Source organism: Snodgrassella sp. B3837 (assembly GCF_026535955.1).
Taxonomy (GTDB): Bacteria; Pseudomonadota; Gammaproteobacteria; order Burkholderiales; family Neisseriaceae; genus Snodgrassella; species Snodgrassella alvi_E.
The window spans coordinates 173,663-188,172 of sequence record NZ_JAFNPI010000019.1; the positions used below are offsets into that span (position 1 = coordinate 173,663).

The 14,510-nt window shown below is 38.9% G+C and carries 10 protein-coding genes and 1 tRNA gene; 2 read left to right on the plus strand and 9 right to left on the minus strand.

The window, feature by feature from the left end:
* Positions 1-128: 128 nt before the first annotated feature.
* The 3 genes from J3U67_RS07710 to J3U67_RS07720 all read right to left on the minus strand — a co-directional run bounded on the left by J3U67_RS07710 (position 129) and on the right by J3U67_RS07720 (position 6,310).
* Positions 129-989: a rhodanese-like domain-containing protein gene (locus J3U67_RS07710; RefSeq protein WP_267404603.1), complete on the minus strand. Its 861-nt coding sequence runs from the start codon at positions 987-989 to the stop codon at positions 129-131.
* Positions 990-2,130: 1,141 nt separating this feature from the next.
* Positions 2,131-3,000 carry a L,D-transpeptidase family protein gene (locus tag J3U67_RS07715; RefSeq protein WP_267404606.1) on the minus strand — a complete coding sequence of 290 codons (870 nt, stop codon included), beginning with the start codon at positions 2,998-3,000 and terminating at the stop codon, positions 2,131-2,133.
* 538 nt (positions 3,001-3,538) lie between these two features.
* On the minus strand, positions 3,539-6,310 hold the full coding sequence (locus J3U67_RS07720) for an SdrD B-like domain-containing protein (protein ID WP_267404609.1): 2,772 nt from the start codon (positions 6,308-6,310) through the stop codon (positions 3,539-3,541).
* Between the two features lie 1,471 nt (positions 6,311-7,781).
* Between J3U67_RS07720 and J3U67_RS07725 the strand changes: the two genes are divergently transcribed.
* Entirely contained in the window at positions 7,782-8,891 is a 1,110-nt protein-coding gene (locus tag J3U67_RS07725; RefSeq protein WP_267404611.1) for a hypothetical protein, read from the plus strand.
* Positions 8,892-9,145: 254 nt separating this feature from the next.
* Here J3U67_RS07725 and J3U67_RS07730 read toward each other — a convergent pair whose 3' ends face one another.
* Genes J3U67_RS07730 through mltG form a run of 6 tightly spaced genes read right to left on the minus strand, consistent with a single transcriptional unit; the run spans position 9,146 to position 13,716 of the window.
* Complete coding sequence (locus J3U67_RS07730) at positions 9,146-9,937, minus strand: MBL fold metallo-hydrolase (protein WP_267404614.1); 792 nt, start codon at positions 9,935-9,937, stop codon at positions 9,146-9,148.
* Complete coding sequence (locus J3U67_RS07735) at positions 9,934-10,716, minus strand: TatD family hydrolase (RefSeq protein ID WP_267404713.1); 783 nt, start codon at positions 10,714-10,716, stop codon at positions 9,934-9,936. Before J3U67_RS07735 ends, J3U67_RS07730 begins: the two co-directional genes overlap by 4 nt.
* On the minus strand, positions 10,716-11,075 hold the full coding sequence (locus J3U67_RS07740; protein WP_100139715.1) for a PilZ domain-containing protein: 360 nt from the start codon (positions 11,073-11,075) through the stop codon (positions 10,716-10,718). Before J3U67_RS07740 ends, J3U67_RS07735 begins: the two co-directional genes overlap by 1 nt.
* A gap of 15 nt (positions 11,076-11,090) precedes the next feature.
* The gene (gene holB, locus J3U67_RS07745) at positions 11,091-12,074 is read right to left on the minus strand and encodes a DNA polymerase III subunit delta' (RefSeq protein WP_267404616.1); all 984 of its coding nucleotides are present in this window, start codon (positions 12,072-12,074) and stop codon (positions 11,091-11,093) included.
* The gene (gene tmk, locus J3U67_RS07750) at positions 12,071-12,697 is read right to left on the minus strand and encodes a dTMP kinase (RefSeq protein WP_267404618.1); all 627 of its coding nucleotides are present in this window, start codon (positions 12,695-12,697) and stop codon (positions 12,071-12,073) included. Before tmk ends, holB begins: the two co-directional genes overlap by 4 nt.
* 14 nt (positions 12,698-12,711) lie before the next feature.
* Positions 12,712-13,716 (minus strand): endolytic transglycosylase MltG, encoded by a 1,005-nt coding sequence (gene mltG, locus J3U67_RS07755; RefSeq protein ID WP_267404620.1) that lies wholly within the window; start codon positions 13,714-13,716, stop codon positions 12,712-12,714.
* A gap of 245 nt (positions 13,717-13,961) precedes the next feature.
* Between mltG and J3U67_RS07760 the strand changes: the two genes are divergently transcribed.
* A tRNA-Ala gene (locus tag J3U67_RS07760) sits at positions 13,962-14,037 on the plus strand.
* The last annotated feature ends 473 nt before the right edge of the window (positions 14,038-14,510 follow it).

Below are 14,510 nucleotides of genomic sequence, written 5' to 3' on the forward strand. Positions count from 1 at the left end.
ATATGCTTTTCTCTGCTTATTTTTATGTTTTGGCTCTTTTTTTATGTTTAAACCGAAAAACCTTTTTTTCCAGTATTGATAAATATTCATTGTGTACCCCTCATGAGTTCGAATACTCCTTAAATAAATTAAATAGTTATGCGGCATGGTCTGGATAAACTTTGTCCAGCATGATTCATTAAATTATTTTGTTGTTGTATATATTGCTGATAAGCCGCTAATCCGCCTTGCAACCAGACAATATGGTCGTTTTCTGCAAAACTCATTTGCCGCTGCAATAGCCTAAGCGTTTGTTCATCTGGACTAACCAGTACATAGCGTATAAAGGCATCATTGCGATTATCACTTTGGCTGATGTATTGCTTTAGTTCTGGACTAGATATCTGGGCAAGACTAAATTGTTTAGCAGGTAGTTCTGGTAAAGTATTCAGTTGTAATGAATGCAAACCTATACTAATCACCTGCCATTGTATGGATTGACCACCGGATAAAAACTCCAGTGCAGAGATTTCCTGCAGATTGGGCTTATTATGATTTTGTACTTTTTCCCAGACAAAAAATCCTCCTCTTAAAGCATATACGTGGTTAAAACCTTTTTTTCTTAAATTTTTAATAGTTTGGTTTATCTGTAATTCATCAAATCCAGTTCCAACCAAAATCACGGTTTTATCAGCTAAAAAATCAGCACTAGACAATCGACTAAGCGGTACAGCCAGCATTTTCAGCCCTGTTTCTTTTTGCACTGCCCCAGTTCTGATATCCACCCACACCGCATCCTGCCATTGCGGCTGACTTAATACTTTTATGCTAAGCCAGTATTTATGATCAAGTGGTTGTTTAACGTGGTTTTGCGGCCAGTTTACGGCTACAGGCTGTTGTGCCAAATCTGGTTTATCATTGAGACAGGCAGATAGCTCCTGTGCCAATATTCGTACACTGAAAAAAAATAAAATTCCAGCGATATAAATAATCTGTGATAACTTCAGCATCGCAATATCTGTATTTTTATTTATTTATCATTCAAAAATTATAGCCACAACGATATATCGTGGTGTTGTAGCTGAATAATCAAGCTAAATAGTATTTCTCATCTAATTGAAATATTAATACTTACCAATTAGCTTGATTTGACAATGGTTAAAATGGTTTATTGCTAATATGTAATCATTATTCAACTAATAATTATCATTTGAATTCAATATACAAGCGCTTTTATTTCTGAATCGCGTAAAACTTCTACACTGGTGGCCAGAATTAGAGCGATTGCACGTTAGCAACCACCTAGAAAAATTTTAAATATTTTCGAATAGCATTTTTAATTAGCTATATTTTATAAAATAAACAAATAATATTTATTCCAAAAGCATTAACTAACTATTAACACAATCCAGATAAGATTAATTGTCATTAAAAACTTTCAACCTCTATTTTAAGGTTGCCGTTAAAATACAAATATTTTTAATCTATTTATTAAATTCAAAATTTTTCTATTTTTAGTAGTTTCTCTATATTAGCTATATAGAGCAATGAAATATTAATTTAATTGCGTAGCTCCATTATTCGCAACAATCAATTCTCCTGCTCGCATTAATGAGCCACAAAGGCAAATCACGATAAAGCAATTGTACAGATACTCTATGTATAACCAAACTAAGGTTTTCGGATTTCAGATTCAAAGGTTTCAGAGCTTTGTGATTGCGCTCTATCTTGTTCTGAATACTGAATCCCGGATTTCATACGACTGTATATAGCCAATAAATTTTATAAACAGTTAATAACTTTGCAAATTAGATAATAACTTCCTTTTGCACACCTTTAATATTAGCATAACCTAATATTTTTAGGCAAATAATTTGTATTAATGTTTTAACCAAGCCAAGAAAGCCTTATTTTATTACCAGTAATTAGATGATACTTATGTTTTCCATACAACAAATTAGGAAGTTATCTATAAATATTTCTGCTTCAAGTGCCATTATTTGCACCTCTAGAGATGTTTATATCTTTATCTTCTTCAACTAGCTAAATTTAATTATGTTATTAATTTCCAAAATATATCTGGATAATAATTAAGTTACCTAATGAAAATGTTTTTCTAAACAGGCGAATTAAAGTAACAACAGAATAAAATTATTGGACAACGTAATGCCGTCTTTCAACGCTGATATCTGGTACTCGTCGCTGGGTCTCAAAAATATCATATGCAGGTTTCAATTGTTGCCAGAAAGGAAAATATTCTGAATCCTGATTTTTTTTCATATTAGATGGACTCATCATAAATGGAAAAATATGTATCGGAATCTGCTTCTGCCCCCGGTCTAATGCCAAGCTGACGAGAGTATATATTTCTTCTATACTTGCGTCTGTCATGGCATAACAACCTGCAGAAACACATTTACCATGTATCATAATATAACTACCGCTAAAACCATTTGCTTGATCGTAAGTATTTGGAAAACCAATATTAAAAGACAGATGATAACGGCTATGAGGATTGAGCAGATTTTTCTGGGTTGCATAAAAGCCTTCCGGACTTTTGCCATCACCTTCTGCTTTTTTAGGTCCCAGTCCACCAGAAAAAGTACAAATTTTCCATGTTTTATATAGCTTGTATGGCTGATTTTTATGTTGAGTCCAGATTTCCAGAATCCCTTCCTGCTTAAAAAGACGCAAATAAATATTATCCCCGCGTACTGGATAATTGGCCAGATTCGTTTGAAGTGGATATTCTACTGCTTGTACATGATGGTATCGATTCAATGCCTGATTAATTGCTGATAAAGAATCAATGTATAGCGAATTATTCTTCAACACCAGCACAACCCCAGCAATAAAAGCAATTAAACAGCCACCCACAAAAAAACCAAAGATTTTATTATTCCTGAATTTAAAATTGTTTTTGCGTTTTCTCACTACAGCCGAAACCAATAAAACAAACCCTACAGCAACCAAAAATATCAGGCTGTAGAGGCAAAGCAGGTTTCCTATTAATTTTGACATATATTATCTTTGATTTTCTCAACAGAAATCTGACTGTTTAAACTGATGGCTGATTATTAAACAACTGATTTATATGATTTCGTCAGCGCTTTAAGATTAAAAGTATCTTATTCAACTGATATTACTATATTATGTAAAAATAAATCAATTTATTTGGCATCCTATTCAGCATTAAACTCTAATAGTCAATCACTTACCTGTTAGCTGATTTTTTGCAATCTATAATAACTTAATGCTAAACTTGTATTTAATCAAACAGAAACTGTTAACATTCGGCAACTAATTAATTTTTTAGAACAGATTAGCTAATATTTTATGCAGTTTCAGCTTCAATTTGCTATTTAAAAACTACTGAACAAACATCTGTTGTTTCTTGATAATTTCACACATAAAAATTACTAGCAATAAGAAATAAAAAAGCATTACCCGCAGCCTATAAGCCATTGGTAATGCTTTTGTTTGTTACTTCCTGTTCAGCTGACACATAACGTGATGCGCTGTCCAGAAACCTACTAATAAGGATGTTATCGCTTGTCTCTTACTTTTTTTCTAAAGAAACCGGAAAGGTAACTAAATTATTAGTCTTATTCGGATCAGCTAACAACCCCTGAACACGTGCTTTAAAATCAGCTTTACCGCTTGCGCTGGTAATTTTGACTGTCAGCAGAACAATCGTCTCTTCGCCTATAGGCAGTTTATCAATCCGGTTTGCAGACTCATTATAATTGCCCATCACTACTTTCTGTTTCGTGATTTGTACATCATCGGATAGCGATTGCAGAGAAATATTGCGCGCATCCGCAGGACCGTTGTTGGTGATAGTCAACAGCAATTGCACACAGTCAGCCGGTAATGCCGGAGTAAGCTCTACTTTTTCAACCTCCAAAGCAATATCAGCTGCTCCAGGCATCACAGGAATACTGACCTCATTATTATTTAAATTAGCATCCTCCGTCTGACTTTTAATCCGAGCCGTAAACTGGCTTACCTTATCGGATCCGGTCACCTTAACCGTCAGTAACAACGTGGTGCTTTCTCCGGCGGCTAGATCATCGATACGCTCTTCCTGAGTATTGTAATTTCCAGCCAGTACTTGCTGAGCAGTAATTTCAAGATTATCTGGTAACTCAGGTTGGAGATAAACATTACGTGCACTTAATGGTCCATTATTACTGATTGTGACGAGTAACTGAGCGGTATCTTGATCTAAAGAATTATTCCATTCAACGGCTTCAGCACTGATTGCAACATCTGTCTTACCTGGAGCCACAGCAGCAGATGCAACATTATTACTCATATCAGGATCAGCTGAATCACTGTTGATATGTGCAGTAAATTCACCCTTACCATCAGCATTTTTCATTCGCACAGTAAATAGCATCGTAACCGCTTCATTGGCGCCAAGCGCATCGATACGCTGCTTCAGAGAATTGAAATTGCCAGACAAAACTTTTTGCTCAGTAATTTCCAAATCAGATGACAATTCAGGCTGCACATGAATATTTCGTGCAGTTTCCGGCCCTTGGTTCGACACAGTCAGTAAAAATTGTGCCGTATCCGCAGGCAGTTTATCATTCCACTCTACTGTCTCAATATTCACAGCAATATCTGCATCACCAGCCACAGGCGGCTGAACCGCAGCTTGCTTAGCAAACAGATAATTCTCAGCATGCATATTGTCTTGCAGAACAATATGCTCGATTTTACCTGCCAGAGCCTGACCACCGGCACTACCTGCCACAGCTGGTCCGTCGATCATATCTGCAACATCGTCAACCCAGATAGAATAATCACCGGCCGCTAACTTATCAAAACTAAACCTGCCTGATTCGTCAGTGTAGGCCACTTGTTCAATGCGCTTACCGGCCACATTCTGCCCTGATAAAACAACCTTGATATGGCTTAAACCCTTTTCATCATGATTTAGCAGGCCATCAGCATTTACATCATTGTAGACTGTACCGGCTATCAGCCCCTGAGCATACGTAGCATTATGCTTAAATAAACTATACTGACCGGTAGAATCAGAATCGAACACATTCACATAATAAGACCAAGACATATCCTTATTACGCGATTTGGATAACCAGACATTATCACTTAGCAAGTGTTTACCATCCGAACGTACCACATCGTCTGGCTGTCTGCTACCCTGAAAAGGATCCGCCACCTTGGCATAAACAAATCCTTTTGTAGCAGGAAAAGAAAGCTGATAGCCTTTATCACCTGCTTGCAATAAAGCTTGACTGCTCTGCTCAGACACATCTGAGTTCAGGCCACTAGATTCATACAGACGTACTACATCACCATCACGAGCCAGAAAATCTTTGACATCATCGCTATCCGGTAAATCAGCTTTTACATCATGAATTAAGGAGTGGGTATTCGTGGCTTTCAACAGACTGGTCACTGCCCCACCCAGTGTATCCGCATGTGTAAACGTGGCCTTAAAATCCGTAAATGTCCCCGACAGTGTGGCAATCATATTCCAGCGGCCTACTGTAGAAGAACCTCCAGCAATATCTCCAAAATTCAGCAATAGACTTTTATCTGCAGGCTGATTATTGATATAGCTGCCCAGAATAGAAAAATCCACCAAAAGATTTTTCTTATTTTCCACAATCTTCGGCTGAGCTGAATCAATCACCGTGTGATAAGAAATGCCCTTACCATCATTGCGAATACGAACACCAAGAGTAAAAGGCTCAGGTGTTTCTTCCTCAGCCGTAAACGGATCGTCACCATAAACTTCTCCCGGTAAAAAATAATCGAGCGTCAGCAATGGCTGAGGTTTCACTACCACATAATCTGGCACTACATCTACCGTCGTTTCCTGACCATTTAGCTCATAGGTGAGTTTTGCGCCTATATTGTAAAGCGTGTCCTTATCCTGAGCTGCGCCAAATGCAGGAATAATCATCCAATGGATATCAGCATTGGATTTGGCCGCAATCTGCCCCGTCCCATTAATATCATCAACACCGGACAAAGAATCAGTACGATAAAAGAATTTGGCCTGGCTATCCTCAGTTTTTTGCGTTACTTCAACTGGCTGATTATCCTTATCCGTAAAAACCAGCTCCACACGAATATTTTTCAGATTTGCATCCAGACCATTTTTAATTAACATCCGAGCATCAAAAGCTTGCCGCTCAAAAGACAGCTTTTGCTCAATCACAATTTTAACTTCCGCACACTCCACATCCTGCGCAAATGCCGATCTGACCGGCAAAATGCTACAGAACAAAAATGCCAGAAGAGTCAGCATATGGCAAAACCCCTTACCATATTTCAACAGGGTACCCTTCATCATTTAACCTTTATATATTATTATTCATTTTATTGAATTTACAGATAAATCTAGTCACACTTACTCATCTTCTCAATATTTATCTGTTTACTCTCCTTAAAAATATTATTTATAGATAGTTCTAATTTTTATTTAGATTCTTATATTCTCCATTTTAATATGCATATGAAATTATTGTAATTAAAATATAATGATATTTTTAAAATTATCAGATAAATTATGCCCATTTAGTTATAATTTAAACAGCGTAAATAAAATATCAAAATCAGCTAAATAGATTTCAAACCCAAACTCATAGACATAAATATAATCAAGACAATACTTTTATTTTAAGCTATATAAGTGGAATATTATCTGACCATTAAAGCCAGCAAAGCAAAAAGCCGCCGGCACAAAAATCAATTATATTTTTTCAAAAAACTACAACTAAAGCTTTGTATGTGGCGCGTTAGTTGAAAGAATTAAAAGTACAGCACTCAAAATTAATGCTGACACAAAAATAAAGTATCCAAGCATCCGGCTTATATTTCTTCAAGTGAAATAATTTCCTAATATTTGTTCTGGAATGCACGATTTTTTATTGTAAAGCATAAGGATGCAATGAATAAAATTTAAATTTGCATTAAATTGGAAGCAAAGTTCACAAAGAAAAATCTATAAATAGTACACATAGTATTCAAGAGAAATATAATAGCTGCACAAGCAAAATCAATATTTAACCTAACCTATATTAAGATTAAACAAACGAAGCTGAATTTTTTATCGGTAAAATATATCAAAATTCCTTCTATAAATTAAATGTTTAAAAATCATAGAATTCAGACCCACTATAATTTATTGCAAAATGTTAAACCTCTAATTCCCATCATTACTCTTTTTATAAACTATCCTGCCAAATATAATAAATATTACAGCGAATATCTTTACACCGTTTTTATACATGAATCAGTGCAGCAAAATCCTATTTATAAAATTTTTTTAACTATACCCTTTTTCAATTATCATTTGCAAGCCAAACTTAGTACAAATAAATACCAAAAGCATAAATATATAGACAAACTAAACATCATGAATTAGTTTAGAACACTACTAAGGCTACTTTATTTATAAATAGATGGAATAATAATAAAGATATAATTATGTATTAAAGTTTAATACACATTAACAGATACAAAAAACCAGTACATGCCAAACTGATTAACCTCACTATACGATTGAATCATTCAGCTCTTTTCGTTTCAATGATGCCTAGACATATCGATAATAGAAGCCGATATTTTTTTTCATGTGTAGGAAAAAATGATAACATTAAGAATATGTAATAAAATTTACCAATATGGCAAAGCCAACATACTATATTAAAAGTATTGTAAATTTTAAATTGTGTTGCAGATACATGGCAGCCGATATTTTTATCAAAGGCGATGCTGTTATTTTTTAGATAAAAAAGTATTGGATAAGAACAAAAATCATGGCTTATTACCTTAATCTTTTTTCACCAGAAACTTATGCTGCATTTACTCATTCGAATAGAACGATTACTGGTTTTCGTAATCGACAGCAAGGAATGGCAAACCGTATTAAGGCTGGGGATGTGCTGATTTGCTATGTGACACGTTTATCGCGCTGGTGCGGTTTGCTAGAAATAGTAGATGGACCATTTCTGGATGATACGCCCATATTTATGGTAAAAGACGATCCTTATATTGTTCGTTTTCATGTTCGCGCTAAAGTGTGGCTACCTTTGCATGAAACATTACCTATTCATCTAGACGAAATATGGCAGCAACTTTCATTTACCCAATCTTGTGATAAAAAAAGCACCATCTGGACAGGCTTTGTACGTTGTAGTTTAAATAAATTTACAGATAAAGACGGTAAATTTCTAGCTAGTACGTTATTAGAGCAATCAGTAAATCCAGAATTACACCCATTGGATGAAAAAGAACAAAAAAGTCTTAAAGTCCATATCGTGAACCGCATTGATAAGGTTGTAGAAGTTTCTGTACCTGACAATGATGATGAATTCTTGGCAAGTGATAAACAGCAGCAATCTCAAGATGTGCGTGAATCGATTAAAATGCAAGCATTACTAGCGCAGATAGGCGCTCGTATGGGGCTACGTATCTGGCTGCCCAAAGCAGACAGGTGCAGGGTATTAAAAGAGTGGAAAAACGGAACAGAACTTTTATTAGACCATTTACCGCTTAATTATGACGAAGCAACATTAAGTACAATTGAACAAATTGATGTAATTTGGTTAAAAGGACGTTCAATTGTTCGTGCTTTTGAAGTAGAACATACTACTTCGATTTATTCCGGTTTGTTACGGATGGCAGATTTGCTTGCATTACAGCCAAATATGAATATTAATCTTCATATTGTGGCACCAGACGCGAGAAAGGGGAAAGTGTTTCAAGAAATTCGTAGGCCCGTATTCTCTCTTTTGGATAAAGGACCGCTGTTTGAAAGCTGTAGTTATATTTCCTATAGTAATTTAAAGGAATTGAGTAAGCAAAAACATTTAAATAGAATGACAGATGCTGTTGTGGATGATTATGCGGAGAAAGAAGAATTGTAAAGCTTAGATTTCAATAATAAAAATACAAACCTACAGGTAGGCTTTTTTACCAATAAGGTTATTCATTTCAAGTAATAGATATGAAAAAATTTGCTTATTAATACAACTATCACCGAATCAATTTTAAAATAAAATAGATTTCGACTTAAGCGTAATCGTTTTTTTGTTGCAAACAAATTTGTGTTTGCTATAGATAGCACGCGCAGTTTATTAAATAATTGTTTTTTATTAGGTTAGTTCAATTCAGAGCGAAACTAATAACTACTGTGCACAACCAATCCATCATAAGCAGGTTCGCAGTTTTTCGGACAGCGCTGCTTTAAATTATGGTATTCCTGTTTATGTGTCATGTGGATAAAGTAAGTATGTTTGGCCTGAATGCGTTCGGCGTAAGCAAAAGCCTGTTTGGTACTAAGATGGCTGGGGTATGAAGTGTCCATCAAGCAATCGAGAAACAGGTAATCTAGTCCCTGTAAATGTGGGAAAATGGATTCTTCAATATGGTTGAGATCGGTAAACCAAGCAATGTTGCCTATGCGATAAGCACTGCTTGTCCAGCTTCCATGTGGTACAGTAAACTGCCATACAGGTACATCTTCAATAGTGAAAACCCTGCTCTGCCCCTGATTTAACGGTAACTCATGTGCGCGCAGTACAGGCCGGTTCCAGTAGTTATTTTGTTCCAGAAAAGCATAATCAAAGCGGCTGCAAATATTAGCCAATGTATCACGATGGCCGTATATAGGTATGGGCGCGCGCTGTTTGTAGCAGAATGCGCGCAAATCATCGATACCGTTTAGATGGTCGGCATGAGGATGGGTGTAGAGCACACCATCGATATGCGACAGTTGATGTTGTAAAGCCTGATGGTAAAAATCGGTACCGGTGTCAATTTGCCAGTGCTGTTTGCCTATCTGAATATGAGCACTGCAACGGGTGCGCCTGTTTTTCGGGTCGCTGCTGGTGCAGGTAGCACATTCACAACCGATTACTGGCGTGCCGGAGGAGCTGCCACAGCCAAGTACAGTTAGGGTAATCTGTGTCATGGCTGGCTAGTCAGCGATGGTAATTTGCTAAACAAGCGATAGGTATTGGCGGTGGTGACAGCTTCGATGGTTGCCATGCTGTCGCCGCGAAGCTGTGCGACAAATTCGGCGGTGTAACGTACGTAAGCCGGTTCATTTGGTTTGCCACGCTTGGGCACTGGAGCCAGATAAGGAGCATCAGTTTCAACCAATATGCGATCTAAAGGTACGTATTTGCAAGCTTCTTGTATCTGCTGCGCGTTTTTGAAGGTCACTATACCAGAGAAAGAAATATAAAAGCCTAAATCCAATACTGCTTTAGCAAAGGCAGTATCTTCGGTAAAGCAATGAATAACGCCTTGTTGTGCTTGGTTTTCATGTAGAAGGCGCAGTGTATCCGCAGCAGCATCACGGGTATGAATAATCAGGGGCAGACCGGTTTGGTTGGAGGCCTGTATATGCGTGCTGAAGCGTGCATGCTGCCAGGACAGATCTCCACTGCACCAATGATAATCGAGGCCAGTTTCCCCGATACCGACTACTTTAGGATGTTGTGCAGCCGCAATCAGTTCATCCACACTCATTTCCGCCGAGTTTTGGTCTTCAGGATGCACTCCGACACTGGCAAACAGATTTGTATGCTGCTCGGCCAGTGCCAGCACTTCGTCGGCACTTTGGCGGTCTACGCTAATGGCAATAGCCTGCCCTATTTCTGCCTGTGCCATATTCTCCAAAACTTGTGGCAGTCTGGCTGCCAACTCAGGCATATTCAAATGGCAGTGTGAATCGATAAGCATGATTACAGGGTATATGTTGTGCGTTCGCTCAGCAGTAAACCAGGCAGAATATCTTCAATACTCTGCTTTACGGCAATGCTGTCTTCATCTTTGCCAAATGCCAGTCCGATTCCCTGAGGCTGGCCGGTAGATGTAGCAGCAGTGTTTATCCATACTACTTTTGTACGCAGATATTTGGCTTCGTTGAATTCGGGCAGGTTTACCGCCAGTAATACTTCTTCACCCATTTGAAACGTATCTGTTGTGGGTGCAAACAGGCCACCATGCTGTAGAAATGCCATATAGCTGCGATACAGCTCTGGTTTATCGGGAATGGTTAAATTGAGCATTTTGCCCGGCAGATTGGTAGGCGCTTCAGCCATAAACTTCCTTTGTGCTTATGTGGGTTTATGCTGCCACACATTAAGATAATCTATTAACAAGTCTTCTAGTTGCATTTTAACATTGAGGGTATGTTTACCGTAAGGGGCTAGCGCATTTACTCTGTCGATTAAAGCAAACAGGGATAACGGGTCAATTTGTGCAGTAATCTCGTTCAATGCATTTTGCCAAGCCGGATAATACATGGCACACATATGTTGCTGCGCTAGAGACATATCCAGTAACCATTTGGCCAGCCAGTCGAGAAAGGTTGCCAGAGCCAGTTTCTGTTTGTCAAAAGCAGCAGCATAATCCAGCATAGCAATCAGACGTGGCTTGACGAGCAAAGGGATAAGTTCATTACGTAGCTGCGTATGGCTGTCGTTATCAGAAAACAAGGGTGCCCCGCCGTGAAAGGCAAGCAAATCAGCCGTTTTTTCACCATGTAATTGTTGAGCAAAGGCCAATGCCTCTGCTGGTGTGGGCATGGTTAGCACCACCTGACGACAACGACTTTTAATGGTAGGTAGTAGGCGATCTTTCTGATGGCTGACCAGAATAAAAACCATCCCAGCCGGAGGTTCTTCTAGAATTTTCAGCAATGCATTGGCGGCTTGTGTATTCATACTTTCAGCAGGGTAAATCAAAGCCACACGTTTGCCGCCGCGATGGGCACTCAGGTGAGCAAAGTCGAGCACATTACGGATGGTTTCTACTTTAATTTGTGCCAGCTTTCGTTCACCGCCGTCGCTTTCTGCTTCTTCCGGCGTCACCATCAGGAAATCCGGATGGCTGTGCTGGCTGAATAAATGACAAGAAGTACACACACCACAAGGCTGATGATTGGCTTGCGGGGACTCACACAACAGTGCTTGCGCCAGATGCTCGGCAAATTCCCGCTTACCGATTCCCGGATGGCCATAAAGCAACCATGCTTGCGGTTGCTTCTGCCAGTGCCGGGCAATCTGTTGCCAAACAGGTTCGAGCCATGGGTAAATCATGGGTTCAATCCAAACTGTTGTGACAAACTCTGATTGATTTGCTCTGCTACAGCATCCAGTTGCAGGCTGCTATTAATGATGGCATAGCGTTGCGGTGCCGCCGCGGCACGGTCTAAATAAACCTGACGTGTGTGTTCAAAAAAATTAGTATCCAGTTGCTCAAAGCGATCGGGACTTGTGTTGTGACTTAGACGCTGCTGAGCCACAATCAAGGGCACATCCAGTAGTAAAGTTAAATCAGGTTGCAATCCCTGCTGTACCCAGTTTTCAAGAATGGCTATATCAGCCAGAGGCAGACCGCGTCCACCACCCTGATAAGCAAAAGTAGCGTCTGTAAAACGATCACTGACAACATGCATACCTTGTGCCAGAGCCGGTTTAATCACCTCATCCAGATGTTGCTGACGGGCAGCAAAAATCATCAGTGTTTCAGTGCGGGCATTGGCACGGGTAGCAGGATTAAGCAAGAGCTCGCGTAACGCTTCACCAATAGCAGTGCCTCCCGGCTCACGGGTAAACAGTACCGGCAATTGGTGTTTTTCAAACCATGTACGAATGGTATCGAGGTTGGTTGATTTACCGGCACCATCAATCCCATCCAACGTAATAAATTTTGCTTTCATCTATACTAATCTGCTCAGGGTTTTTTCAGAATATACTGGCGAACCGCTGCGTTATGCTCGTTCAGACTGTGGCTGAACTGGCTACGTCCGCTACCATCATTACGCGCCACAAAATACAGGTAATCATTAATTGCCGGATGAGCAGCTGCTTCTAGCGCAGCTTTGCCCGGCAATGCAATCGGGCTGGGCGGTAGTCCGGCGCGAGTATAAGTATTGTATGGTGTGTCACGACGTAAATCAGCTTTGCCAATTTTACCTTTATAGCGGCTGCCCATGCCATAAATCACGCTAGGGTCTGTTTGTAAGCGCATATGCTGATTAAGCCGATTAACGAATACCGCGGCCACATTGCTTCTGTCTTCCGCATGCCCAGTTTCCTTTTCTATCAGACTGGCCATAATCAGCATTTCGTAGTCAGACTGGTAAGGAAGATTACTGCGCCGTTCTTCCCATGCGGCCTGCAAATGTTTCTGCATCGCCTTATATGCTTGCTGGTACAGCGATAAATCACTGCTATCAGAGCTAATATCATACGTTGCTGGAAAAAACAGCCCTTCTGCGTGGGCATAATGGGTATCATCTGCCACTTGTTTAAGTATTTGGGCATCAGTCCAGCCACGAGTAAGATGTTCTATATCGGGTGTACCATCAACAATCCTGCGCATCTGTGCAAACGTACTACCTTCAATAATTTGCACATTAATACTGTCTGGCTTACCATTTCGCAGCCTTTGCAGAATCTGCCAGCTTGATACCGAGCGGGGCAAACGATAATTGCCACGATGAATTTTATCACCCATGCCAAGCATATAGGCCGTGCCAACAAATGCCCAGCGGCTGTAAATCACATCATTACTGGTAAGTATCCTGCTTACTCCGCTAATACCATAGCCTGCTGGCACTTTCAAACGATAGCCCGCGTTACTTTTAGGCATAAACAACAACGATGCCCATACTAGCGCAAACATCAGTAAACCCGTCAAAATCAGCAATACCGCCCGTCGTTGTTTACGCCGCATAAAAGCTATCCTGTTAAATAAGATTATTTTAAACCAGCCTGTAAGTATAAATTTAATTGGCAGAAGCCACCACTCCTGCCTTTAATCCAAATGTGTGTCCAGATATGCAATATTTATTGGGTAGAATAGTTTACAGATTGAGAACTGTATTTCCACTTTAACAAGAAAGCTTAAGCTAGGGCTTGCAAAATTCAGTAGTTCAGGTAAAATGCGCAGCCTGTTCAGCAATAAACGCTGTAACAATCGGGGGTATAGCTCAGTTGGTAGAGCGCTTGCATGGCATGCAAGAGGTCAGCGGTTCGATCCCGCTTACCTCCACCATATAAATAATGATTTTATATATAAATGGACGCAAACATGCGTCTTTTTTTGTATCTGCTTTTTACAGCGCTTGCGTTTTGCTCCGGTTTTATAAATTATTCGATTTTCTTTTACCTTTGAAAATAAAAGCAAATGACTATTTGCAAATAAAATCATGCTAAAAATAAGAGAAATGAATCGCATGAATTCCATTTTAGCCAGTTCTAAAAATCTGAAACTCATACACATTCTAATTGAAAGCTATTCTTACTTACTTATATACGAAGCTGTGTAGAGATTTGAAAACATTAAAGTACTAAAGTAGAATTTAGGTGAATTATTATCTGTAACTAAAGGTTAAAGATTAAGCATATTTTGAAATCTGCTATCTGCTTCAAGGTTTTCTCTTTTAAAAAGGTACTCAATCTAACTATGTAACAGATACAATTTGAATAAAAAAGAGATTCTTTTTATTCGAATAAAATAAATTTTAA